The following is a 23,247-nucleotide window of genomic DNA, read 5'->3' as shown; positions in this document are numbered from 1 at the left end:
CCTTCCGCCGTCGGGCCGGTGCCGGCCGGCCGACCGCGACGGTACCGTGTCCCGATCAGTCGGGGAGGGGAGCGGGTGTGAACGCCAGGACGACCGAGATCGCCGCCGAGCAGTCCTACTTCGACGCCGCGGCGAAGCACCGGGCCCGCAAGCTCGACGGCCTGGCCGAGGTCGCGAAGGCGGCGGCGAACAAGGGCGCCGCCGGCTACCTGCACAGGTACGCCGAAGCGGCCGGCCGGGCCATCGGCGGCGCCGACGACGCGGTCGCCTTCGGACGCATCGTCGACGGCGACGGCGAGCGCGTCTACCTGGGCCGGCACCTGATCCGCGACACCGACGGCGAGATCCTGGTGGTCAACTGGCAGACCCCCGCCGCCGAACCCTACTTCCGGGCCAGCCCCGCCGACCCGTGCGGGCTGGCCAGCCGCCGCACCTACACCTGCCAGGGCAACACCATCGAGGACTTCACCGAACTGGTGTACGCCGAGATCGCGGCGGCGCTCGACGACGGGCAGCGGGTCGGGTCGGTCGATCCGCACCTGCTCGGTGAGCTGGCCCGGGGCCGCACCGGCGCGATGCGCGACATCGTGGCCACCATCCAGGCCGCCCAGTTCGACGTGATCCGCGCCGACCGGGACCAGGTGCTGGTCATCGAGGGCGGACCCGGCACCGGCAAGACCGCCGTGGCCCTGCACCGGGTCTCCTGGCTGCTGTTCAACCACCGCGACCTGAACCCGGCCGACGTGCTGGTGGTCGGGCCGCATCCCACCTTCATCCGCTACATCGGCACCGTCCTACCCGGACTCGGTGACGGCGAGGTGGAGCTGCGCGACATCGGCCGGCTCGCCCCGGACGTGCCCCGCGGCCGGTCGGAGGCGCCCGAGGTGAGCCGCCTCAAGGGCGAGGCCCGCCTCGCCGGGCTGCTGGCCCGCGCCCTGCGCGCCAGGATCGGCGCCCCGGAGCCGGCCGAGCGGCTGCTGCTGGCCGGCCGGTTCGTCACCCTGCCCGGTGCCGAGATCGCCGAGGCGATCGCCGCCGCTGACCGCGCCGACCTGCCGTACGCGGGCCGCCGGCAACTGTTCCGGGACCGGCTGGCGCAGCTGCTCACCGACCGGGGCGCCGCCGACCCGGCCGGCCGGCCGGAGGTCGCCAACCTGGTCGAGCGGCTCTGGCCGCAGCAGTCCCCGGCCGCGTTCCTGCGCGACCTGTTCGGCTCCCGGCCCCGGCTGCGGGCCGCCGCCGGTGCCGACTTCACCGCCGAGGAGGTGGCGTGGCTGCACCGGCCGGGCGCCGACCGGCTCTCCCACGAGGTCTGGTCCGACGCCGACCTGCCGCTCCTGGACGAGCTGGCGCACCTGATCGACGGCCCCGGCCGCCGGTACGCGTACCTGGTGGTCGACGAGGCGCAGGACCTGTCGCCGATGCAGTTGCGGTCGGTCGGCCGCCGGTCGGCCACCGGCGCGTTGACGCTCGTCGGTGACCTGGCCCAGTCCACCGGGGCGTGGGCGCGCGACTCCTGGGACGAGGTGACCGCGCACCTGCCCGACCACCATCCGGCCCGGGTCGAGGCCCTGCGTTACGGCTACCGGGTGCCGCGCCAGGCGTACCAGCTGGCTGCCCAACTGCTGCCGGTGGCCGCGCCGGCGGTCCAGCCGCCGGAGGTGGTCCGCGACGGCCCGGCCGAGCCTGAGGTGCATGTGGTCGGGCTGACCGAGCGGGCCGGCCGGGTGGTGGCGGTCGCCACCGGGCACGCCCGGGAGGGCCGGTTCGTCGGCATCGTCTGCCCGGCCGGCTGCCGCCGGGAGGTGGAGGCGGCGCTGGCCGCCAACGGGGTCGAGTGGAGCAGCGCCGACCGGGGCGAGCTGGGCGGCGCGGTCAACCTGGTCAGCCCGCAGGAGGCCAAGGGGCTGGAGTTCGACGCGGTGGTGGTGGTCGAGCCCGAGCAGATCGTGGCCGCCGACCCGCGCGGGCACCGGCTGCTCTACGTGGCGCTGACCCGCACCACCGGGCACCTGGACGTGGTCTGCGTCGGCGACCCGCTACCGCTTACGCCGATCACCGCCCCCGACCCGGACGACCCCACCGACCGGCCCTTCACCAACCGCGACATCCACCGGCTCGCCGAACACCTCGCCGGCCAGATCCGCGCCGCCGCACCCCCCGACCGGTACGCCGACATCGTCGCCGAAACCTGCCGCCACCTCGACGACATCGACTGAACGGCTCGCTCGAACCGTGATCACGTAAGATTCGGGTCTCGCCAGGTCACCGGATCCTTCGTGATCACGGGGTTGATGTAGGTCAGACGCGGGCCGGGGTGGGGCGGCTGATGGCCTCGGAGTCGAGGCGGCGGCCGACGGTCCACTGGACGATCTCGTGTAGCACCGCCGGCTTGGTGGCCTTGCTCGGCACCGCGATGCCCAGCTCCTTGGCGAGCGCCCGCAGTTGCGCCACGGTGAGCTTCAGGTCTTCCAGGTAGCGGCCGGCAGCGGCGCGGTCGCCGATCGCGGCCAGCTCTTCGCGTACCCGCTCCGGCTGGACCGGCGGCGGGGCCGACGCCTTGGTGCGGGTGGCCGTGGTGGTGCGGGCCCGGCCCCGGCCGGCGATCTCCAGTTTGGCGGTGCCGTCGGCCAGGGCGGCGAGCTGGTCGGCCGGCAGGGCCCGGATGAACTCCGCCACCCGGAGCAGGACAGCATGGGTGAGGTCGGCGGGACTGGTCACGGGGGCGCTCCTGGTCAGGTCCGGGTCTTGGCGAGGAACTCGCTGGCGAGCTGCTGAAGTTCGTACTGTACGTGCGGGTTGCCGTCCGGGATCAGCACGGCCGGGATGCCCTGCTCGCCGGCCGGCGCGAACAGCGTCTTGTTGTCGCGGATCGACTGCCGGAACACCGGTGCCTCGATTGTGTCCGGCTGGTTCAGGTAGTTGCGCTGGGAGACGATCGGCCCGTTGTTGGCGTACTGGACCATGGTGAAGACCACACCGAGGATGGTCGGGTTGATACGGGCCACGGCGGTGCCGGCGACCCGGTTGTAGTCGCGGGTCAGCTCGGAGACCTTCTTTCGCAGGTAGTCGATGCCAAGCGTGGAGAGGTAGTCCGGGCGGGCCGGCACCAGCAGGTGGTCGCTGGCCACGATCCCGGTCCGGGTCACCATCGTGAAGTTCGGCGGACAGTCGATCAACACGGTGTCGTAGCCGGCGAACGCCTCGCCCGCCAGCTCGTCGGCGAGCGCCCGGTGCAGCGACAGGAACCGCGGACTGCCGTGCTGGAACCGGGAACCGCCCAGCTCGGCCGCGAAGTCCAGGTCGACGTCGACCATCATCAGGTGCGAGGCGACCAGGTCCAGCCGGCCCTCACCGGTCCTGCCGATCAGCTCGTTGACCACCGGCGGGGTGAGGACGTACTTCTCCAGCGGTTCGGTCGGCCCGGTGTCGAGCACCGAGCCGAACCACTGCAGGATGGTCCGCTCCTCGGCCAACTCCCGTTCCCACTGGGTCGGCTGGAAGAACGAGAAGGTGAGGCTGGCCTGCGGGTCCAGGTCGATAAGCAGCACCCGCCGCCCACGCGCCGCCAGCTCGGCGCCGAGGTTGGCCGTCAGCGTGGTCTTGCCCACCCCGCCCTTGTAGTTGATCACCGACACGACGTTCATCGGGCACCCCGCCCCGCAGCCACCGCCACCATGCCGGGCAGCATGCCACGCCGCGCCACCCCACCGCCTCCCACGCCCGGTCGTACCGGGCGCCGGACGGCGGATCGCCAACGGGCAACGGGGCGGCGCCTCCCGGCCCCACCCCCAGCGATCGCCCTCCGGCCTGACCAACGGGACGTCCGACTGGGCAGAAGACCGGATGGTGGTGGCCTTGTTTAGTTGGAGCTATAGTTGCCAGGTGTCAACCCGACGGTCTGGGCGTTGGACGATCAAGGCTACTGCCGACGTTCGAGAGTGGCTGCGGGCGCTGCGGCATGCCGACCCGGCGACATACCGGGCAGTGAACATCGCCATCGACACGCTCGCTGAATCCGGACCGGGCCTTGGCCGCCCGCTCGTAGACACGTTGCGCGGATCTGCGCTCAGCAACCTCAAGGAGCTGCGACCGAGGTCCGGCCGCGATGTGGCGATCCGGGTGCTGTTCGTGTTCGATCCCTGGTCTCAGGCGGTGTTGCTCGTCGCCGGGAACAAGGCGGGTGACTGGGCGAGGTGGTATCGGAAGGCGATCCCGATCGCGGAGATCGCCTACGAGAACTGGTTGGCCGTCGAGAGGAAACGGAGGGAGGGACCATGACCGAGTTCTACGACTGGGAGGACATCCGCGCCGAGTTGGATGACGGCGACAGCGAGGCGCTCGCGGTTGAGCGGGCCCGGACTGAGGCGTGGGTCCACGCCTTTCACCTGGCGGAGGAGCGTAAGCGGCTGGGGCTGACGCAGCGCCAGGTGGCCGAGCTGATGGGCGTTACCCCGGGTCGGGTCAGCCAGATCGAGAACGGCGACCTCGACGTTAACGAGGTTGCCACGCTCAGTCGGTATGCGCAGGCGTTGGGGGCGCGGCTGCGGATCATCTTCGACTACGGCAGTGACCTACGCCAGATCGCCTGACGTCGCGCGGCTGCGGACGGGTTCGAACGACGCGGCCAAGAGGCTGTAGGTCAGAGTTCGTCCTGGTCGTCGTCGTCCGGGGTCGGCCAGATCTCCCGGGGCGCCGTCCATGATCTCGCGGGCGTGCCGGTCTTCGGGGTGTGCGTACCGTGGGTCGTTCCGCGGATCCTGGCGCGGGATGGCACGGCGGCTTTCGCCCGGGTCGTGGCGGCGTCGGAAGCGCAGCGCCTGGCTGAGCGGTAGGGGTCGACTGCCGCAGACCGGGCAGGTACTGGTGCGTTGCCAGTGCCGCCGTAGGGCCCGTCGGGCCAGCAGGATCCGGCGGTTGCGGATCTGGCTGGGGGACAGGTCGAACGCGGTCATCTCCGTTGCCTCCCGGACAGGGGGGCCAGGGAGGCGCGGAGCGCGCGGGCCGGCTCGACAGCCGTGTCACACATCTCTCGGTCCGCCATGCTTTCGGGGTATGCGTCGGGCGTACCGGGTGGCGCGCTGGTTGGTTGCGCACCCGCTCGGCCGCCGATCGAGCCGCCGGTAGACCACCGCACCGTCGCACCGCGAGGTCTCAACCAGGTCGGCCACCAGGCCGTCTGTGCTCGGTTGCTGCCCAGGTTCTTGTCGTAGGACAACCGGTCCGTGGATGCCGTCGATTGTGGACCAACTTGGCCATCGAAACCATCGGCTGCATCTGGCCGAACGGTGGCTGCCATCCAAGCGAGGGAGAAGGGTGAACATGTGCACAGCCTACATGAACCTATGCATATGAAGAGTTCGTCTGTGCAGAGAGCGTGTGTTCAGTTCGTGTGAACTTACGGTGTTGACATGGGTGAGCTTCGGCTGGTAGCGAGCCAGGAGGTGCAGGAGATGCTTGGCGTCTCGCGCACCCGCGCCTACCAGATCACCAACTCGAAGTCCTTCCCGGATCCGGTGGCCGTGCTGTCGGTCGGTCGCATCTGGCGTACCGAGGACGTCGAGGGGTGGATCAAGAAGCACCGGCCGGACCTCCAGGACGCCGAAGGGTAGCCAGATCCCCAAAGTCGAGCGGGGCGGGCGGGTGGGGCCAGCTTGGGAGTTGATGATCTGAGCGCTACTGCTGTTACCGGGGCCGTTTAACAGCAGTAGCGCTCAGATCATCAAGAGGGCCGCCGGTGGGTGCGGTGGCGGTGGGGTGGGCGGCGGCCCCGGGGGGCGTTCGGCGGGGCGGGCAGGGCAGGATGGGGGCGGAGGTGGTGGCCGGGTGGCTGGGCGGATCCGGGACGAGGACATCGCGTTGGTCCGCGAGCGCACCGCGATCGCGGACGTGATCTCCGATACGGTCACCCTGAAGTCAGCCGGCGGCGGCAATCTCAAGGGGCTCTGCCCCTTCCACGACGAGAAGACGCCGTCGTTCACCGTCGCACCTGCCCGAAATGTCTATTTTTGCCACGGGTGTGGGCAGGGTGGGGACGCGATCAAGTTCCTGATGGACGCCGAGCACCTGACGTTCATCGAGTCGGTGGAGCGGCTGGCCGGGCGGGCCGGCATCCAACTCCGCTACATCGAGGCGGGGCCGGCGCCGGTACGCCAGCAGCAGGGGCAGAAGCAGCGGCTGGTCGCCGCGCACGCCGCCGCCGTCGACTTCTACACCGACCAGCTCCGCACCCCGGGCGCCCGCCCGGCCCGCGAGTTCCTCGCCCAGCGCGGCTTCGACCGCACCGCCGCGGAGAAGTACGGCTGCGGCTTCGCCCCCGACGCCTGGGACCAGCTCACCGTGCACCTGCGGCAGAAGGGTTTCACCGCCACCGAGCTGGTCACCGCCGGCCTGGCCCGGGAGGCCCGGTCCGGTTCGCTGATCGACCGGTTCCGCCGCCGGCTGCTCTGGCCGATCCGGGAGATCACCGGAGACGTGATCGGCTTCGGCGCCCGCAAGCTCTTCGACACCGACGACGGCCCGAAGTACCTGAACACCCCCGAGACCCCCATCTACAAGAAGTCCCACGTGCTCTACGGCATCGACCAGGCCAAACGGGAGATCGCCAAGCAGGGACGGGCGGTCATCGTGGAGGGCTATACCGACGTGATGGCCTGCCACCTGGCCGGCGTACCGACCGCCGTGGCGACCTGCGGCACCGCCTTCGGGGCCGACCACATCGGCGTGCTGCGCCGGCTGCTGATGGACACCGACGCGGTGGCCGGGGAGATCATCTTCACCTTCGACGGGGACGCCGCCGGGCAGAAGGCGGCGCTGCGGGCGTTCGAGGACGACCAGCGCTTCGTCGGCCGCACCTTCATCGCGGTCAGCCCCGACAACATGGACCCGTGCGACCTGCGACTGGCAAAAGGCGACCTGGCCGTACGCGACCTGATCGCCCGCCGCGAGCCGCTCGTCGACTTCGCGCTGCGGCACGTGCTGAGCCGCTTCGACCTGGACACCGTCGACGGCCGGGTCGAGGCGATGCGCCAGGCGGCGCCGCTGGTGGCCAAGCTCAAGGACCGGGAAAAGCGACCGGAGTACGTCCGCAAGCTCGCCGGCGACCTGGGGATGGAGATCGAGCCGGTGCAGCGGGCGGTGCTGACCGCGGCGGCCACGCCGGCCAAGGGTCCGGCCCCGGCGGCGGCCGGCGGGGCGGCCCCGGCCGGCCGGGGACCGGCACCCCGGGCGGTGGTGGACAGCCCGCAGTCGCTTGTCGAGCGGGAGGCGTTGAAGCTGGCGCTGCAGGTGCCGGTGCTGGCCGGCCCGATGTTCGACGCGCTTGGCGCGGACGCGTACCTCAACCCCGTACACGTGGTGGTGCGGGAGGCGGTCGGCGCCGCCGGCGGCGCGGCGGGCGCGACCGGCGGCGCGGTCTGGATCGAGGCGGTCCGGGACGCCTGCGCGGACCTGACCGGTCGGGCGCTGGTCGGCGAGCTGGCGGTCGAGCCGCTGCGGATCGACTACGAGCCGGATCCACGGTACGTGCAGATCACCCTCGCCCAGCTGGAGTGGGGCTCGGTCACCGCCCGGATCCGCGACCTGAAGTCGAAGGTGCAACGGATCAACCCGGTCACCAACAAGGACGAGTATTTCGCGCTCTTCGGTGAGCTGCTCGCGCTGGAGCAGCACGCCCGGGCGTTGCGGGAGCAGGCGGCGGGGGGACTGTAGGCGGATGGGGATCTTCAGGCGCCGGCCGAAGCTGCCGGCCGACGAGCGCCCGGCGTTGGACCGCGAGGAGCGGGTGGTCGGCTGGACCCGGGTGGGCGGCGATGGCGGGGTGCTGGTGGTGACCAACCGGGGGCTGTGGCTGCCGGGGGAGGAGCACCGGATCGGCTGGCACGAGGTGCACAAGGCGACCTGGTCGGGGTCGGTGCTGGCGGTCACCCCGGCCGAGGTGGTGACGGTCCGGGAGGGGTACGCGGTGCTGGCCGACCGGCCGGTCCGGTCGTTGCCGCTGCCCGATCCGGGGGACGTGCCGCACCAGATCCGGGCGCGGGTGACGCGGTCGGTGGCGTACACGGCACACCACCGGCTGCCGGGCGGCGGGGTGCGGGTGGTGGCCCGCCGGGTCAGCGGGGTGGACGGGCTGTCGTGGACGGTCCGGTACGACCCGGGCACGGCGATCGGGGACGAGGTGGTCGCGCAGACCGACGAACTGGTCAGCGCCGCCCAGGCGAGCACGGCTCCGGCCGACTGATCGGCGCCCCGGCCGGCCGATCGGCGTCAAGCGGGCGGTCGGCGGCAAGTGGGCGGTCGGCGGCAAGTGGGCGGTCGGTCCCGACCCGGTCCGGACGGCTGGCGCCAGGCGGGTCGGTGGTAAGTGGCCGGTCGGTCCTGACCGGGTGCGGGCGGCTGGCGTCAGGCGGGCCGTCGGTGCTGACGGCAGGTGGTCGGGGCGCGTCGGGTGGTGCTTGCGGGCGGGCACCGGTGCGTTCGGCGCCGATGCCGGCGGCGACCACGAGGGCGATGCCGAGCACCGGGGCCGGGCCGGGCACCTGGTGCAGGGCGAACAGGCCGACGACGAGGGCGAACGCGGGTTCCAGGCACATCAGCGTGCCGAAGGCGGCGGTGGTCAGCCGGCGCAGGGCGAGCAGTTCCAGGGCGAACGGGATCACCGGGAGCAGCACGGCCAGCCCGAGGCCGGCGAGCAGGAGCCGCCAGTCGAGGTCGGCGAGCACGTCCGGGCCGACGACGCAGCTGGCGACGACGGCGGCGACCGGCATCGAGACCGCGAGCCCGCGCAGCCCGGCGACCTCGTCCCCGACCCGCTGGGTGAGCAGGATGTAGGCCGCCCAGCAGGCGCCGGCGCCGAGCGCGTACGCCACCCCGACCGGGTCGGTGCCGCCGTGCCAGGGTTCGGTGAGCAGCAGCACCCCGGCGGCGGCGAGGGCGGCAAGGGCCCGGCTCCGGCCCTGGCCGCGGATCAGCGCGAGGCCGAGCGGGCCGAGGAACTCCAGCGCGCTCGCCGTGCCCAGCGGCAGCCGGGCGACGGCGGCCATGAACAGCATGGTGAGCCCGGCGGTCACCACCCCCAGGGCGAGGCAGGCGGCCAGCGCGGAGCGGGAGAAGGCGGCGGGCCGCGGACGGACCACCACCAGCAGGAGTACGCCGGCCCAGGCGAGCCGCAGCCAGGCGGCGCCGTCGGGGCCGAGCCGGTCGAAGAGGCCGACCGAGACGGCCAGCCCGAGTTGGATGCAGAGCATGGCGGCGATCGCCATCGAGGCGCCGCCGCGGGCGCTGGTGGGCTCGGCGTACGTCATGGGGCCAAGTAGACGAGGAACAGACCGTTCGTGTCCACGTGTTAATCATGGACATACCGTTCGATGATCCTGAACAATAGGCCGGATGGAGACCCGCCGGTTGCGGCTGCTGCTCGAACTGTCCCGCCTCGGGTCGATGCGCCAGGTTGCCGAGGAGTTGGGCACCACCACCTCGACCGTCTCCCAGCAGCTCGCCGTGCTGGCCCGGGAGGTGGGGGCGCCGCTCGTCGAGCCGGCCGGTCGGCGGGTCCGGCTGACCCCGGCCGGGCGTCGGCTGGCCCAGCACGCGGTCACCATCCTCGCGGCGGTCGAGGCGGCCCGGCTGGACCTGGATCCGGAGGCGGAGCCGGCCGGGTCGCTGCGGGTGGCCGGCTTCGCCACCGCGATCCGCCGCTCCCTGCTGCCGATCGTCGCCGAGCTCGCGGTGACCCACCCGAGGGTGCGGCTGCTGATCCACGAGCACGAGCCGGCCGAGGCGTTCGGGCTGCTGGCGGGTGACGACGTCGACCTGGCGCTGGTCTACGACTACGACCTCGCGCCGGCCGCCGTCGGGCCGACCCTGCAGAGCATCCCGCTCTGGTCGGTCGGGTGGAGCCTCGGCGTGCCGGCGGGGCTGGCGGCGGTCGCCGGCGACGCGCTGACGGTGTTCGCGCGGTTCCGCGACCACGACTGGATCGTCAACTCCCGCAACACCGCCGACGAGGACGTGGTGCGTACGGTCGCCTCGATGGCCGGCTTCGAGCCCCGGGTCGTGCACCGGGCGGACAGCCTGGAGCTGGTCCAGGAGCTGATCCTCGCCGGCCTGGGCGTGGCGCTGCTCCCGGCCGACCTGGCCACGCTGCCCGGCGTCGGCCTGGTCGGGCTGACCGATCCGCAGGTCCGGCTGCGGTCGTACGCGGTGACCCGCCGGGGTCGCGCGGCCTGGCCGCCGCTGGCGCTTGTCCTCAATCAGCTCACCGCCGGCCGGACACGCTGACCCGGCCGCCCGCTCCGGGCCGGGCCGATCCGGATGGGCCGGGTGACTCGGTGGGGTCGGGGGTGCTGGCGAAACTCGGTGGGGGATGTCGTAGCCGGCCGTTAGGGTCGCCCGGTGACCACTGCTCAACCACTCATCCAGGCCCGGGGGCTGGTGAAGCGGTTCGGCGACTTCACGGCGGTCGACGGGATCGACGTCGACGTGCGGGGCGGCGAGGCGTTCGGGTTCCTGGGTCCCAACGGGGCCGGCAAGAGTTCGACCATGCGCATGATCGGCTGCGTCTCCCCGCCCACCGGCGGCGAGCTGCGGATCCTCGGCATGGATCCGGGCCGGGACGGGCCGGCGATCCGGGCCCGGCTCGGCGTCTGCCCGCAGCTGGACAATCTCGATCCCGAGCTGACCGTCCGGGAGAACCTGACCACCTACGCCCGCTACTTCGGCATCCCCCGGCGGGTGGCCCGGGAGCGGGCCGCCGAGCTGCTGGATTTCGTGCAGCTCGCCGAGCGGGCCAACAGCAAGGTGGAGCCGCTCTCCGGCGGCATGAAGCGCCGGCTGACGATCGCCCGTTCGCTCGTCAACGAGCCGGAGATCGTGCTGCTCGACGAGCCGACCACCGGGCTGGACCCGCAGGCAAGGCACCTGGTCTGGGAACGGCTGTTCCGGCTCAAGCAGCAGGGTGTGACGCTGGTGCTGACCACCCACTACATGGACGAGGCCGAGCAGCTCTGCGACCGGCTGGTGGTGATGGACGGCGGTCGGATCGTCGCCGAGGGGTCGCCGCGCGAGCTGATCGACCGCTACTCCACCCGCGAGGTGGTCGAGCTGCGGTTCGTGGCCGAGTCGCAGGAGGACTTCGCCGGCAAGCTGGCCGGCATCGGCGAACGCATCGAGGTGCTGCCGGACCGGGTCCTGATCTATGTCAGCGACGGTGACGCCGCCGTGGCCGAGGTGCATAACCGGGCCCTGACACCGGCCAGCGTGCTGGTGCGGCGCAGCAGCCTGGAGGACGTGTTCCTGCACCTGACCGGCCGGACGTTGGTCGACTGATGAGCGGCGTGCAACTGGCCGGCCCGGCCGCGCCGGAGACGACGGGCCGGGGCTCGGCGTTCGCGGTTCCGGCGTTCGCGGTGCTGGAATACCACCTGGTCGCCTACCGGCGGACCTGGCGCAGCACCGCGGTCTCCTCGTTCATCCTGCCGCTGCTGACCGTGCTGGGGTTCGGGGTCGGGGTCGGCGCGTACGTCACCGGTGGGGTGGACGGCGTGCCGTACCTGGACTACCTGATCCCCGGGCTGATCGCCTCGACCGCGCTGCAGGTGGCGATCGGCGAGTCGTCCTGGCCGGTGCTCGGCAACTTCGAGTGGATCCGGATCTACTTCGCCCAGGCCGCCAGCCCGCTGCGGGTCGCCGACATCGTCGGCGGGCACCTGCTCTTCGCGTTGTTCCGGGTGCTCACCAGCAGTGTGGCGTTCCTGCTGGTGGCGGCGGCCTTCGGCGCGCTGCACTCGCCGTGGGCGCTGGCCGTACTGCCGGTCGCCCTGCTGCTCGGGCTGGCCGTGGCCGGTCCGGTCTTCGCCTACAGCTCCACGGTGCGCTCCGACAGCTACCTGGCCCTGCTGTTCCGCTTCGCGCTGGTGCCGATGACCCTCTTCTCCGGGGTCTTCTTTCCGGTGGACTCGCTGCCGATGGTGCTGCGCTGGCTGGCGTACGTGTCGCCGCTCTGGCACGGGGTCGACGTCTGCCGGGCGGCCACCCTCGGCGCCGCGTCGCAGTGGTCGATCCCGGGGCATCTGCTCTACCTGGCGGGCTGGGCGGTCGGCGGCTGGTTCCTCGCCCGGGCCCGGTTCCGCCGCCGGTTGGTGATCTGACGGCCGGCCCCGCCGCGCCGACCCGTCGTTGAGGGAGGGAGTTCCGTGGTCAGCCTCGTGTTGCCCCGGCTGGTCAGTTTCGAGGTGGCGCCCCGCCGGGCCGCCTCGGTGGCCGAACGCAACGTGGCCGCGCTGAAGTCCGCGTACTGGATCGTGTTGGTTTCCGGCTTCTTCGAGCCGTTGCTGTATCTGCTCTCCATCGGGGTCGGGGTGGGCGCGCTGGTCGGCGACATCCCGCTGCCCGGCGGTGGGGTGGTCAGCTATGCCGCCTTCGTCGCCCCGGCGATGCTCTCGGCGTCGGCGATGAGCGGCGCGCTCTCGGAGACGACCTTCAACTTCTTCGGCAAGATGAAATACATGAAGCTGTACGACGGGATCATCGCGACCCCGGTGCAGCCGTTCGAGATCGCCCTCGGTGAGCTGGGCTGGGCGATGATCCGGGGTACCCTCTACTCGGCGGCGTTCCTCGGGGTGATGGTGGCGATGGACCTGACGAGCGCCGGCCGGGCGCTCGCCGCGTTCCCGGCCACGGTGCTGGTCGGCTTCGCGTTCGGCGCGCTGGGCATGACGCTGTCGACGTTCATGCGCAGCTGGCAGGACTTCGACCTGATCGGCTCGCTGCAGTTCGCGCTCTTCCTCTTCTCCGGCACCTTCGTGCCGGCCGAGGCGTACCCGCTGGTGCTGCGCTGGGTGGTGGAGCTGACCCCGCTCTACCGGGCCGTCGAGCTGATCCGGGGGATCACCACCGGCGGCGCCGACGGCTGGGGCCAGGTGATCAACGTGGGATATCTGCTGGCGCTGGTCGCCGTCGGGCTGATCATCGCCTCCCGGCGGATGGGGCGGTTGTTGTCCAAGTGACCGGCCGGCCGTGAACCGGGTTGAGCTGCGGTGATTACCCGTCGTCCGGGCGGGGCATCAGGAGGGGTGTCACCCGTTCGCGCGATGAGGGAGGGTCCGCACCATGGCCTCCGACCGGTCCTCGGCCGACCAGCCCACCCACAACGGTGCGTCCCTGCAGCCGGAGCGGCAGCCGGGGCGCCCGGAGCCCGCGCGACCGGAGCGCCCGGAGTCCGAGATGCCGCCGGGTCCGGACGCCGGCCCGGAGAGCCCGGCGCACCTTCCCGGCACCTCGTGGAAGGCGGCGCTGCGCCGCACCGTCCGCGAATTCCAGGACGACAGTCTCACCGACTGGGCCGCCGCGCTCACCTACTACGGGGTCCTGTCGATCTTTCCGGGCCTGCTGGTCCTGGTCTCGCTGCTCGGTCTGCTCGGCGAGCGGACCAGCGAGGACGTCCAGGGCACCATCACCGACCTGGTGCCGCCCGGCGAGGTACGCAACATCGTCCAGCAGGCGATCGACAACGTGCCACCCGGCGGAACGGCGGGCCTGGTGGCGATCATCGGTCTGCTCGGTGCCTTCTGGTCCGCGTCCGGCTACATCGGCGCGTTCATGCGGGCCTCGAACTCGATCTACGATGTGCCGGAGGGGCGGCCGATCTGGAAGACCCTGCCGATCCGGGTCGGGGTGACCGCGGTGATCGGCGTGATGCTGCTGGCCAGCGCGTTGATCGTGGTGTTCACGGGGCGGTTCGCGGAGGTGGCCGGCGAGGCGATCGGGGTCGGATCCGGCGCCGTCACGGCCTGGGACATCGCCAAGTGGCCGGTGCTGCTGATGCTGGTCAGCCTGATGTTCGCCATCCTGTACTGGGCGTCGCCGAACGCCCGGACCGGCGGGTTCCGCTGGGTGAGCCCGGGTGGCATTCTGGCCGTGCTGGTGTGGCTGATCGTCTCGGCCGGATTCGCCTTCTACGTCTCGGCTTTCGGCTCGTACAACGAGACCTACGGCACCCTGGCCGGCGTGATCGTCTTCCTGGTCTGGCTCTGGCTGTCAAACCTTGCGATCCTGCTCGGTGCCGAGCTGGACGCCGAGCTCGACCGGGGGCGGGCCATCGCGGGTGGCCTGACGCCGATCGACCGGGAGCCGTACCTGGAGCTGCGCGACGACCGCAAAATCAAGAAAGCGGACGGCTGACGCGAGGCCCATTCTCCCGAGCTTTTGACGATTAGTACAAAAGTTCGCGCCGGATCGGTTGAAGCGCTGGACACGCGTCGCGGAAGACTCCTACTGTGTCGGACATAACGTGCCGATGTAACGTCGGCGCGGCAGATCTCCGACGGAGGTAGATCGTGCGTCTGGCCGAGCCCCTGCACCTGCGGTTGCTGCGCCTGCTGCGCGACCAGGGCGCGATCTCCCGGGCCGAGCTCGGCGACCGGCTGGAGATGCCCCGACCCCGGCTCCTCGCCGAGCTGGAACGGCTGGTGGCGCTCGGCTACGTCGCCGAGGCCGGCCAGGCCGCGTCCCGGGGCGGCCGGCGCTCCACCCTCGTCGAACTCGATCCCTCCCTGCGCTTCGCCGCCGTCGACCTGGGCGCCAGCTCGGTCGACGTCGAGGTGGTCGACGGCCGGCTCGAACCCGTCGTCGCGTACACCGAGACGGCCGACATCCGCACCGGGCCGAAGGCCATCCTGCACCGGGTGAACGAACTGCTGCACAAGGCCCGCGTCGACGGAGCGTACGAGCGGCTGCACGCCGTCGGCATCGGCGTGCCCGGGCCGGTCAGCTTCCGCGACGGCGTACCGGTGTCGCCGCCGATCATGCCCGGCTGGGACCGGTTCCCGGTCCGCGAGCTGCTGACCCGCGAGCACGGCTGCCCGGCGGTGGTCGACAACGACGTGAACATCATGGCGGTGGGGGAGCGGCACGGCGGGGTGGCGCACTCGGTGGACGACTTCCTCTTCGTCAAGATCGGCACCGGCATCGGGTGCGGGATCTACCTGGCCGGCGAGGTCTACCGGGGCACCGACGGCTGCGCCGGAGACATCGGCCACATCCAGGTCGACGCCCACGGCCCGATGTGCTCCTGCGGAAACGCCGGCTGCCTGGAGGCGCTGTTCAGCGGGGCGGCCCTGGCCAAGGACGCCACCGTCGCGGCGCGGTCCGGCTCCTCACCGGCGCTCGCCGAGCGGCTGGCGGCCAACGGCGCGCTCACCGCCCGGGATGTCGCCGAATGCGCCATGGAGGGCGACGTGCCCTGCATTCAGCTCATCCGCGACGGCGGCCGGCGCATCGGCGGGGTCCTCGCCGGCCTGGTCAGCTTCGCCAACCCGTCGATGATCGTCATCGGTGGCGGGCTGGCCCAGCTCGGGCACATCCTGCTCGCCGAGATCCGCAGCGTCGTCTACCGCCGGTCGTTGCCGCTGGCGACCGGCAACCTGCCGGTGGTCCTCTCCGAACTGGGCCCCCGGGCCGGCGTCACCGGAGCCGCCGTCCTCGCCAGTGACGTCGCGTTCGGCGAGGCATCCTGACCGGGGCCTCCGACCGCTGATCCCCGGCTGGCCGCCGTCGGCACCGTCCGGGCCGGGCGGCGCGACGGCCGCGACGAGATCCGGGTACGGTCGGCCAACCGGTCGACATCGACCCCGCCGGATATCCGGCGGGCGACGCCGCTCGACCGCGTACGAACGCCGCCGGCCTGACCAGCCGGTGATCAGCGGTCGACGCCGCGCCATCCGAACAAGGAGGCCCCATGCCAACACCTGCCGATCTCGCGGAACTGGTCCGGGCACCGGCCGCGCTCTCCGTACCCGGGGACGTGGTCGCCGGCGCCGCCGCCGCGGGAGCGCTGGACCGGCGGGTGCCGGCGCTGGCCGGTACGTCGGTGCTGCTCTACTGGGCCGGGATGGCCGCCAACGACTGGGCCGACCGGGAACTGGACGCCGCGGAACGGCCGGAGCGGCCGATCCCCAGCGGCCGGGTCACCGCCGGCGCCGCCCTGGGCCTCTCGGCCGGGCTCACCGTCGCCGGCCTCGCCCTGGCCGGACTGGCCGGCGGCCGGCGCGCCCTCACCGTCGCGGTCCCGCTGGCAGGTGCGGTGTGGGCGTACGACCTGTGGGCCAAGAACACCCCGGCCGGTCCGGCGGTGATGGCCGCCTGCCGGGGACTCGACGTCCTGCTCGGGGCGAGCGGCGGCCGGTTGTCGCGGGCGGTGCCGGCGGCGGTCACGGTGGCCGCGCACACCTACACGGTGACCGCGCTGTCCCGGCGTGAGGTGCACGGCGCGACCCGCGAGCTGCCCACCGCCACCCTGGCCGGCACCGCCGCCGTGGCCGTCGCGGCGGCCGCCACCGGCCCGGCCCGGCGGGACAGCGACGTCGGGCCGGAGCCGGTGCGCGGGCTGGTGGCGGCGACCCTGGCCGGCTGGTACGCGCTGCGCTACGGCGCCGCGCAGGCCCGGGTGCTGGCCGACCCCGGGGCCGCCCAGGTCCGGTCGGCCGTCGGCGCCGGCATCACCGGCCTGCCCGCCCTGCAGGGCGCGCTGGTGGCCCGGGCCGGCGCGCCGATGCTCGGCGCGGTGGTCGCCGCGGCCGCCCCGCTCGGCCGCCGGCTGGCCCGCTGGGTCTCCCCGACATGACCGGCACCAGCACCGGCGGGTCGGGCGGCGGGCTGCGGTTCGGGTACGGCACCAACGGCTTCGCCAACCACCGGCTGGACGACGCGCTCACCGTCCTCGCCGAGCTGGGTTACCGGGGAGTGGCGCTGACCCTCGACCACGACCACCTCGACCCGTTCGGCGCCGACCTGGCCGCGCGGGTGGCCGCGTTGGGCGCCCGGCTGGCCGACCTCGACCTGGGCCTGGTGATCGAGACCGGAGCCCGGTACCTGCTCGACCCGTGGCGAAAGCACGCCCCCACCCTGCTGCACGACGATCCGGCGCTGCGGATCGAGTTTCTCCGCCGGGCGGTGGCGATCGGCGCCGACCTGGGCGCGGAGGCGGTCTCGTTCTGGTCCGGGGTCCGGCCGGCCGGGCTGGCCGAACCGGCCGCCTGGGACCGGCTGGTGGCCGGTTGCGCCGAGATCGTCGAGGTCGCCGACGCGGCGGGCCTGCCGATCGGCTTCGAGCCCGAACCGGGGATGCTGGTCGCCGACATCGCGGACTGGCAGCGGCTGCGGACCGCGCTCGGCGCGCCGCCGATCTTCGGGATCACCCTCGACATCGGGCACTGTCGCTGCCTGGAGCCGGCGCCGGTGCCCCAGTGCGTCACGGCGGTGGCGGACCACCTGGTAAACGTGCAGATCGACGACATGCGCCGGGGAGTGCACGAGCACCTGGAGTTCGGCACCGGGGAGATCGACTTCCCGCCCGTGCTGCGGGCGCTCGGGGACGCCGGATACCCGGGCCTGGTCGCGGTCGAGCTGCCCCGGCACTCGCACGACGCACCGGGGGTGGCGGCCCGGTCGCTGGAGTTCCTGCGGGCGGCGGAACGCGCCGGATCGGCCCGGCCGACATGATGCGGATTCCGCACCGGCGGCCTACTTTCGAGGTGACCACGATCGAGCCGGACACGACCCCACAGGGAGACGCCTGATGCGACTGCGCCACCGGGACGGGCAGACCGTCCACCTGGGCTACTGCACGAACGTGCACCCCGCCGAGGATCTGGCTGGCGTGATCGGGCAGCTTGACAGCTACGCCACACCGATCCGGGAGCGGCTCGGCGCCGACGTACTCGGGTTGGGACTGTGGCTGGCCGCCCCGGTGGCGTCGGCGCTGGCCGAGCGGCCGGCGCTGCGGCGCAAGCTGCGCGCCGAACTGGACGCCCGCGGCCTGGAGGTGGTCACCCTCAACGGCTTCCCGTACCAGTCGTTCCAGGCGCCGGTGGTCAAGATGGGCGTCTACCAGCCGGACTGGACCACCCGGGAGCGGCTCGACTACACCCTCGACCTGGCCCGGATCCTGGTCGACCTGCTCCCCGACGACGCGCTGCGGGGCAGCATCTCGACCCTGCCGCTGGGCTGGCGGGAACCGTGGGACGAGGCCCGGTCGGCGGCCAGCACCCGACTGCTCGACAAGCTCGCCACCAGCCTGACCGAGATCGCCTGGCGGACCGGCCGGGCGGTGCGGGTCGGCTTCGAGCCGGAGCCCGGCTGCCTGGTCGAGTCCACCGCCCAGGCTGCCGAACGGCTGTCCCGGGTGGACACCGACCGGCTCGGGGTCTGCCTGGACCTGGCCCACCTGGCCTGCGCCTGGGAGGAGCCGGCGGCGGCGCTGCACCGGCTGCGCGCTGCCGGGCTGCCGGTGGTGAAGGTCCAGGTCTCGGCGGCCCTGGCGGCGGACGACCCGGTCGCCGCCGCGGACGCCCTGCGCGGGTACGTCGAACCGCGGTTCCTGCATCAGACCCGCAGCGCCGGCTGCGCCGGGGCGGCCGACCCGGCCGACCCCCGGTGCGCCGCCGACGACCTGGACGCCGCACTGGACGCCGGGCTGCCCGGCGCCTGGCGGGTGCACTACCACGTGCCGCTGCACGCCGACCCGGAACCGCCGCTGCGCTCCACCGTTCCGGTCCTGCGGATGGCGCTGCGGGAGCTGCTCGGCGGCGACCGGGCCGGCTGCGACCACCTCGACGTCGAGACGTACACCTGGGGGGTGCTGCCGCCGGCACGGCGGCCGGACTCGGCCGACGGCCTGGTGGCCGGGATCGCCGCGGAGCTCGCCTTCGCCCGCGACGAGCTGGTGGAGCTCGGGCTCCGGGTGGTCGAGCCGGTGGGGCCGCCCGGGACCGGGGGCTGACGGTGACCGCGGCCCCGGGGGCGGCCTCCCGGGAGTTGCGGGGGCGCTTCGACGCGCAGCTCGCCGCCTTCCTGACCCGGCAGCAGGCGGCCTGGCCGGCCAGCGCGCCGCGGGTGGCGCTCGACCGGTTGCGCCGGTTCGTGCTGGCCGGTGGGAAGCGGTTGCGGCCGACGTTCTGTTACTGGGGTTGGCGGGGGGCCGGTGGTCCGGACTGTCGGGAGATCGTGGCCGCGGCGGCGGCGTTGGAGATTTTCCACGCGTTCGCGTTGATTCACGACGACATCATGGACGGTAGTGATCAGCGGCGGGGTGAGCCGTCGGTGCACCGGTTCTTCACGGATCTGCATGCCCGGTCGGCGTGGCGGGGGGACGCGGGTCGGTACGGGCACAACGCGGCGTTGCTCTGCGGTGACCTCTGCGCCGCCTGGGCCGACGAGATGTTCCAGCACTGCGGGCTGCCGGCCGAGCAGACCGCGCGCGGGCACCGGGTCTTCGCGGCGATGCGCACCGAGGTGATCGCCGGTCAGTACCTCGACCTGGTCGCCGGGATGGACGACGGCTCGCTGGAGAGCGCGCTGCGGGTGATCCGGATGAAGGCGGCGCGGTACACGGTGACCCGGCCGCTGCAGGTCGGCGCCGCGTTGGCCGGGGCCGGCGCGGACGTCCTGACGGCGTACCAGGAGTTCGGCGACCCGCTCGGCGACGCGTTCCAGCTCCGCGACGACGTGCTCGGCGTGTTCGGGGACCCGGCGGTGACCGGCAAGTCGGTCCTGGACGACCTGCGGGAGGGCAAGTCGACGGTGCTCATCGCGCTGGCCCGGCGGGGCGCGGACCGGGACCAGGCGGCCCGGCTGGCGGAGCTGTTCGGCCGGCCCGACCTGGACGACGGCGGCGCCGCGACGCTGCGGGCCGTCATCGTCGACACCGGGGCACTGCACCAGGTCGAGCGGATGATCAAGGAACGGGCCGAGACGGCGCTGGCCGCCCTGGACCGGGCGCCCATCTCCGGCGCGGCCCGCGCGGCGTTGGCCGCCCTCGCCGCCCGGGCCGTGGACCGGCGGGAGTAGCGACGATGCGCAGATTCCTCCGCCCCATGCTCGGCGTGCTGGCCGTGACCGCCACGCTCGCCTGCACCGGCCCGGCCGAGGTCGACAGCCCCGGCGGGGCCGGGCCGACCGTCGGCGTCGACGATTCCGGGTACGACGTGCTGGTCTTCTCCGCCACCGCCGGCTTCCGGCACGACTCGATCGCCGCCGGCACCCAGGCCATCCGCGAGCTCGGCGCGGCGCACGACTTCACCGTCACCGCCACCGAGGACGCCGCCGCCTTCACCGCCGACAACCTGGCCGGGTACGAGGCGGTGGTCTTCCTCAACACCACCGGGGACGTGCTGGACGGCAGCCAGCAGGCCGCCTTCGAGGCCTACATCCGGGGCGGCGGCGGGTACGTCGGGGTGCACTCCGCCGCCGACACCGAATACGACTGGCCGTTCTACGGCGACCTGGTCGGGGCGTACTTCGCCTCGCATCCGCCGGTCCAGCAGGCGGACGTGACGGTGGTGGATCGGGGGCACGCCGCCACCGCCCACCTGCCGCGGACCTGGACCCGCACCGACGAGTGGTACGACTACCGGTCCAACGCCCGGTCCACCGCCCGGGTGCTGGCCACCCTCGACGAGGCCAGCTACTCCGGCGGCACGATGGGCGCCGACCACCCGCACGCCTGGTGCAAGGCGTACCAGGGGGGTCGGTCCTTCTACACCGGCGGCGGCCACACCGACGCCGCGTACGCCGAGCCGGCCTTCCGGACCCACCTGCTCGGCGGCATCCGGTACGCGGCCGGCCGGACCCGGGCCGACTGCCGCCCGGAGAGCGGCTACACCCCGCTGCCCCCCGGTGCCGGCTGGGCGCAGGCCGGGCCGGGTGGCTTCACCGACTCCGACGGCACCCTCACCTCGGTCGGCGGGATGGGTCTCTACTGGTACCGCGCCCGTCAGTTCGGGTCGTACTCGTTGAAGCTGGACTGGCGGCTGGCCGGCGACGACAACTCGGGGGTGTTCATCGGCTTCCCGCCGTCGGACGACCCCTGGTCGGCGGTGAGCAACGGCTACGAGGTCCAGATCGACGCGACCGACGCCGCCGACCGCACCACCGGCGCGGTCTACCCCGTCAAGTCGGCCGACCTGGCCGCCCGCGACGCCGCGCTGAACCCGCCGGGCGAGTGGAACAGCTACGAACTGCTGGTCGAGGGGGAGCGGCTGCAGGTCTTCCTGAACGGGGTGCGGATCAACGACTTCACCAACACCGATCCGGCCCGGTCGCTGGCCGGTCACATCGGGCTGCAGAACCACGGCGACGGCGACGAGGTGTCGTTCCGCAACATCCGGATCCGGGAGCTCGGCGGCTAGCCGCGGCTAGCCGGCCGGCGGAGCGGGGCCTAGAGTGGAGGGCGGCCCTCCTCGGAGGTGGCCGGCGACCGGACGGGAGGCGCAACCCGCCCGGCCCAGGTGCCCGTGGGCACCCGTCGCGCCGCCGCCAGCGGAGCGGCCCCCGTACGCTGCGGGCCGGCTCCCTCGCCCCTGCCCACGGCCGCCGCCTGCCCGGCGACCGGCGGGAATCCCAGGCAACCAACAGGGGAGTAGGAACTATGCCGCGACCGATCACCCTCTTCACCGGCCAGTGGGCCGATCTGCCGTTCGAGGAAGTGTGTCGACTCACCTCCGAATGGGGCTACGACGGGCTGGAGATCGCCTGCTGGGGTGACCATCTGGATGTCGACCGGGCGCTCAACGACGACTCGTACCTCGACCGCAAGCGGGAGACCCTGGCCAAGTACAACCTCAAGGTCTTCACGATCTCCAACCACCTGGTCGGTCAGGCGGTCTGCGACCACCCGATCGACGAGCGGCACCAGGGCATCCTGCCGGCCCGGATCTGGGGCGACGGCGAGCCCGAGGGGGTCCGCCAGCGGGCCGCCGAGGAGATGAAGAACACCGCCCGGGTGGCGGCCAAGCTCGGCGTCAACACGGTGGTCGGGTTCACCGGCTCGTCGATCTGGCACACCCTGGCGATGTTCCCGCCGGTGCCGCCGGAGATGATCGAACGCGGTTACCAGGACTTCGCCGACCGCTGGAACCCGATCCTCGACGTGTACGACGAGGTCGGCGTCCGGTTCGCCCACGAGGTCCACCCGAGCGAGATCGCGTACGACTACTGGACCACCCGGCGGGCGCTGGAGGCGATCGGCAACCGGCCGGCGTTCGGCCTGAACTGGGACCCGTCGCACTTCGTCTGGCAGGAGCTGGACCCGGTGAACTTCATTCTGGAGTTCGCCGACCGGATCTACCACGTCGACTGCAAGGACGCCAAGGTACGCACCGGCGACGGCCGGCGCGGCCGGCTCTCCTCCCACCTGCCCTGGGCGGACCTGCGCCGGGGCTGGGACTTCGTCTCCACCGGGCACGGCGACGTGCCGTGGGAGGACTGTTTCCGGGCGTTGAACGCCATCGGCTACACCGGCCCGATCTCGATCGAGTGGGAGGACGCCGGGATGGACCGCCTGATCGGTGCCCCGGAGGCGCTGCAGTTCGTCCGCCGGCTCGCCTTCGACGCCCCGGACGCCGCCTTCGACGCCGCCTTCGCCAGCAAGGACTGAGCCTGACGACAATGGGCCGGTCACCCCGTGCGGGGTGACCGGCCCATTGGCTGTTGGTGCTCACAACGCGGTGCCGTTGGCTCCCGAGCCGGAGGACTTGCCGGAGGTGGTGGTCGAGGTCCCCTTGGTGCCGCTGCCGGCGAGGGTGCTCTCGGTCGTGCCCAGCTCCGCGGTGGTGGCGCTGCTGCTGGTGCCGCCGTTGGCCGGGCTCAGCTTCTCACCCAGCCGGGTGTGGCTGAGCCGGTCCTTGCCCTCGGCGTAGAGCCGGTTGGCCTGGGCCTGCGCCACGCCGGCCGCCTCCTGGACGGTCGGGTGGTCCAGCACCTTCTTGCCCTTGAAGACCAGCTCTTCGTACTTCTCCCGGCCCGCGCGGGCGCCCAGGACGAAGCCCGCTGCCAGCCCGCCGATAAACCACAGCTTTCCGCGCATGGCGGCTCCTTTCGTGCCTGACGCCGGGTTGCGCCACCGGAGTTCCCAGTTGCCAACCCTGTCGCGCCTGCGTCGTCTGTCCCCGGTTACCTACCCATACTGCTCCGCGCTCACGCCTCATAGTGGCGGGCGCGACAAATTGCCGACGACGATGCCCAGCGGTCACGGTAACCCGGTAGCCGGACGGGGCGGTTGATCCTGTACTCTGATCCCGGTCGCGCGGCGCCGGAGACATCCAGCGTCGTGAGCAGCGATCCCCCGTAGCTCAATTGGCAGAGCAGCCGGCTGTTAACCGGCAGGTTTTTGGTTCGAGTCCAAACGGGGGAGCTTTCCCGCCCCCACGTGCCCGCCGGCCACCCGGCGGGCATTCTCGTATCCATGACCGATCC

General features: G+C 72.7%; 22 protein-coding genes, 1 tRNA gene and 1 pseudogene. 19 read left to right on the top strand and 5 right to left on the bottom strand.

Translation table 11 applies throughout. The annotated features are described in order from the left end of the window. Positions 1-77 precede the first annotated feature (77 nt). The gene (locus tag O7627_RS25450; RefSeq protein ID WP_278095997.1) at positions 78-2,219 is read left to right on the top strand and encodes an ATP-binding domain-containing protein; all 2,142 of its coding nucleotides are present in this window, start codon (positions 78-80) and stop codon (positions 2,217-2,219) included. Positions 2,220-2,301: 82 nt separating this feature from the next. Here O7627_RS25450 and O7627_RS25445 read toward each other — a convergent pair whose 3' ends face one another. Together O7627_RS25445 and O7627_RS25440 are read right to left on the bottom strand one after the other, a co-directional pair. Further along, complete coding sequence (locus O7627_RS25445) at positions 2,302-2,721, bottom strand: hypothetical protein (protein ID WP_278095996.1); 420 nt, start codon at positions 2,719-2,721, stop codon at positions 2,302-2,304. Positions 2,722-2,735: 14 nt separating this feature from the next. Next, positions 2,736-3,647 carry a ParA family protein gene (locus O7627_RS25440; protein WP_278095995.1) on the bottom strand — a complete coding sequence of 304 codons (912 nt, stop codon included), beginning with the start codon at positions 3,645-3,647 and terminating at the stop codon, positions 2,736-2,738. Positions 3,648-3,885: 238 nt separating this feature from the next. Between O7627_RS25440 and O7627_RS25435 the strand changes: the two genes are divergently transcribed. Further along, the gene (locus O7627_RS25435) at positions 3,886-4,281 is read left to right on the top strand and encodes a type II toxin-antitoxin system RelE/ParE family toxin (RefSeq protein WP_278095994.1); all 396 of its coding nucleotides are present in this window, start codon (positions 3,886-3,888) and stop codon (positions 4,279-4,281) included. Then, a complete protein-coding gene (locus O7627_RS25430) occupies positions 4,278-4,592 on the top strand; it encodes a helix-turn-helix transcriptional regulator (protein ID WP_278095993.1) in 315 nt (104 codons plus the stop codon). The genes O7627_RS25435 and O7627_RS25430 overlap by 4 nt, the downstream gene beginning before the upstream one ends. Here O7627_RS25430 and O7627_RS25425 read toward each other — a convergent pair. Further along, entirely contained in the window at positions 4,575-4,955 is a 381-nt protein-coding gene (locus tag O7627_RS25425) for a hypothetical protein (RefSeq protein ID WP_278095992.1), read from the bottom strand. The genes O7627_RS25430 and O7627_RS25425 overlap by 18 nt on opposite strands. Positions 4,956-5,411: 456 nt before the next feature. Here O7627_RS25425 and O7627_RS25420 point away from each other — a divergent pair, with 456 nt between their 5' ends. From O7627_RS25420 to O7627_RS25410, 3 genes are all read left to right on the top strand, one after another. After that, complete coding sequence (locus tag O7627_RS25420; RefSeq protein WP_278095991.1) at positions 5,412-5,612, top strand: AlpA family phage regulatory protein; 201 nt, start codon at positions 5,412-5,414, stop codon at positions 5,610-5,612. Positions 5,613-5,826: 214 nt separating this feature from the next. After that, entirely contained in the window at positions 5,827-7,710 is a 1,884-nt protein-coding gene (gene dnaG, locus O7627_RS25415) for a DNA primase (RefSeq protein WP_278095990.1), read from the top strand. Positions 7,711-7,714: 4 nt separating this feature from the next. After that, the gene (locus tag O7627_RS25410) at positions 7,715-8,239 is read left to right on the top strand and encodes a hypothetical protein (RefSeq protein WP_278095989.1); all 525 of its coding nucleotides are present in this window, start codon (positions 7,715-7,717) and stop codon (positions 8,237-8,239) included. Here the strand turns inward: O7627_RS25410 and O7627_RS25405 are convergent. Further along, positions 8,202-9,302 carry an EamA family transporter gene (locus O7627_RS25405; protein ID WP_278095988.1) on the bottom strand — a complete coding sequence of 367 codons (1,101 nt, stop codon included), beginning with the start codon at positions 9,300-9,302 and terminating at the stop codon, positions 8,202-8,204. The genes O7627_RS25410 and O7627_RS25405 overlap by 38 nt on opposite strands. 85 nt (positions 9,303-9,387) lie before the next feature. Between O7627_RS25405 and O7627_RS25400 the strand changes: the two genes are divergently transcribed. The 12 genes and pseudogenes from O7627_RS25400 (at position 9,388) to O7627_RS25345 (ending at position 22,429) form a co-directional block, all read left to right on the top strand. Further along, a complete protein-coding gene (locus tag O7627_RS25400) occupies positions 9,388-10,278 on the top strand; it encodes a LysR substrate-binding domain-containing protein (RefSeq protein ID WP_278095987.1) in 891 nt (296 codons plus the stop codon). 114 nt (positions 10,279-10,392) lie between these two features. Further along, positions 10,393-11,325, top strand: a complete 933-nt coding sequence (locus O7627_RS25395; protein ID WP_278095986.1) for an ABC transporter ATP-binding protein — start codon at positions 10,393-10,395, stop codon at positions 11,323-11,325. Then, positions 11,325-12,146, top strand: coding sequence for an ABC transporter permease (locus tag O7627_RS25390; protein WP_278095985.1), 822 nt, complete (start codon positions 11,325-11,327; stop codon positions 12,144-12,146). The genes O7627_RS25395 and O7627_RS25390 overlap by 1 nt, the downstream gene beginning before the upstream one ends. A 45-nt stretch (positions 12,147-12,191) precedes the next feature. Then, positions 12,192-13,004, top strand: coding sequence for an ABC transporter permease (locus tag O7627_RS25385; RefSeq protein ID WP_278095984.1), 813 nt, complete (start codon positions 12,192-12,194; stop codon positions 13,002-13,004). Between the two features lie 217 nt (positions 13,005-13,221). Further along, on the top strand, positions 13,222-14,178 hold the full coding sequence (locus tag O7627_RS25380; protein WP_278098430.1) for a YihY/virulence factor BrkB family protein: 957 nt from the start codon (positions 13,222-13,224) through the stop codon (positions 14,176-14,178). A gap of 155 nt (positions 14,179-14,333) precedes the next feature. Next, complete coding sequence (locus O7627_RS25375; RefSeq protein WP_278095983.1) at positions 14,334-15,512, top strand: ROK family protein; 1,179 nt, start codon at positions 14,334-14,336, stop codon at positions 15,510-15,512. Positions 15,513-15,733: 221 nt separating this feature from the next. After that, positions 15,734-16,618: an SCO3242 family prenyltransferase gene (locus O7627_RS25370; protein WP_278095982.1), complete on the top strand. Its 885-nt coding sequence runs from the start codon at positions 15,734-15,736 to the stop codon at positions 16,616-16,618. Then, on the top strand, positions 16,615-17,496 hold the full coding sequence (locus O7627_RS25365) for a sugar phosphate isomerase/epimerase family protein (RefSeq protein WP_278095981.1): 882 nt from the start codon (positions 16,615-16,617) through the stop codon (positions 17,494-17,496). The genes O7627_RS25370 and O7627_RS25365 overlap by 4 nt, the downstream gene beginning before the upstream one ends. Positions 17,497-17,572: 76 nt before the next feature. Then, positions 17,573-18,775, top strand: coding sequence for a metabolite traffic protein EboE (gene eboE / locus O7627_RS25360; RefSeq protein ID WP_278095980.1), 1,203 nt, complete (start codon positions 17,573-17,575; stop codon positions 18,773-18,775). 2 nt (positions 18,776-18,777) lie between these two features. Beyond that, on the top strand, positions 18,778-19,842 hold the full coding sequence (locus tag O7627_RS25355; protein ID WP_278095979.1) for a polyprenyl synthetase family protein: 1,065 nt from the start codon (positions 18,778-18,780) through the stop codon (positions 19,840-19,842). A gap of 5 nt (positions 19,843-19,847) precedes the next feature. Continuing rightward, positions 19,848-21,176, top strand: a pseudogene (locus O7627_RS25350) (ThuA domain-containing protein); the annotation flags it as partial. A gap of 245 nt (positions 21,177-21,421) precedes the next feature. Beyond that, the gene (locus O7627_RS25345; RefSeq protein ID WP_278095978.1) at positions 21,422-22,429 is read left to right on the top strand and encodes a sugar phosphate isomerase/epimerase family protein; all 1,008 of its coding nucleotides are present in this window, start codon (positions 21,422-21,424) and stop codon (positions 22,427-22,429) included. A 60-nt stretch (positions 22,430-22,489) separates the two neighbouring features. Here the strand turns inward: O7627_RS25345 and O7627_RS25340 are convergent, their stop codons facing one another. Continuing rightward, on the bottom strand, positions 22,490-22,858 hold the full coding sequence (locus O7627_RS25340; RefSeq protein ID WP_278095977.1) for a hypothetical protein: 369 nt from the start codon (positions 22,856-22,858) through the stop codon (positions 22,490-22,492). A gap of 254 nt (positions 22,859-23,112) precedes the next feature. Between O7627_RS25340 and O7627_RS25335 the strand changes: the two genes are divergently transcribed. Continuing rightward, positions 23,113-23,185, top strand: a tRNA-Asn gene (locus tag O7627_RS25335). The last annotated feature ends 62 nt before the right edge of the window (positions 23,186-23,247 follow it).

It is taken from the genome of Solwaraspora sp. WMMD1047 (assembly GCF_029626155.1).
GTDB lineage: Bacteria > Actinomycetota > Actinomycetes > Mycobacteriales > Micromonosporaceae > WMMD1047.
Note: the sequence above shows the minus strand (reverse complement) of the source record. Positions and strands in the feature narration are given on the sequence as shown.

Excerpts from the sequence above, each read along its gene's own strand:
- O7627_RS25390 (WP_278095985.1), top strand. The coding sequence starts at position 11,325 with ATGAGCGGCGTGCAACTGGCCGGCCCGGCCGCGCCGGAGACGACGGGC.
- eboE (WP_278095980.1), top strand. The coding sequence starts at position 17,573 with ATGCGACTGCGCCACCGGGACGGGCAGACCGTCCACCTGGGCTACTGC.
- O7627_RS25365 (WP_278095981.1), top strand. The coding sequence starts at position 16,615 with ATGACCGGCACCAGCACCGGCGGGTCGGGCGGCGGGCTGCGGTTCGGG.
- O7627_RS25420 (WP_278095991.1), top strand. The coding sequence starts at position 5,412 with ATGGGTGAGCTTCGGCTGGTAGCGAGCCAGGAGGTGCAGGAGATGCTT.
- O7627_RS25425 (WP_278095992.1), bottom strand. The coding sequence starts at position 4,955 with ATGACCGCGTTCGACCTGTCCCCCAGCCAGATCCGCAACCGCCGGATC.
- O7627_RS25430 (WP_278095993.1), top strand. The coding sequence starts at position 4,278 with ATGACCGAGTTCTACGACTGGGAGGACATCCGCGCCGAGTTGGATGAC.
- O7627_RS25400 (WP_278095987.1), top strand. The coding sequence starts at position 9,388 with ATGGAGACCCGCCGGTTGCGGCTGCTGCTCGAACTGTCCCGCCTCGGG.
- O7627_RS25370 (WP_278095982.1), top strand. The coding sequence starts at position 15,734 with ATGCCAACACCTGCCGATCTCGCGGAACTGGTCCGGGCACCGGCCGCG.
- O7627_RS25405 (WP_278095988.1), bottom strand. The coding sequence starts at position 9,302 with ATGACGTACGCCGAGCCCACCAGCGCCCGCGGCGGCGCCTCGATGGCG.
- O7627_RS25380 (WP_278098430.1), top strand. The coding sequence starts at position 13,222 with ATGCCGCCGGGTCCGGACGCCGGCCCGGAGAGCCCGGCGCACCTTCCC.
- O7627_RS25410 (WP_278095989.1), top strand. The coding sequence starts at position 7,715 with ATGGGGATCTTCAGGCGCCGGCCGAAGCTGCCGGCCGACGAGCGCCCG.
- O7627_RS25340 (WP_278095977.1), bottom strand. The coding sequence starts at position 22,858 with ATGCGCGGAAAGCTGTGGTTTATCGGCGGGCTGGCAGCGGGCTTCGTC.
- O7627_RS25345 (WP_278095978.1), top strand. The coding sequence starts at position 21,422 with ATGCCGCGACCGATCACCCTCTTCACCGGCCAGTGGGCCGATCTGCCG.
- O7627_RS25440 (WP_278095995.1), bottom strand. The coding sequence starts at position 3,647 with ATGAACGTCGTGTCGGTGATCAACTACAAGGGCGGGGTGGGCAAGACC.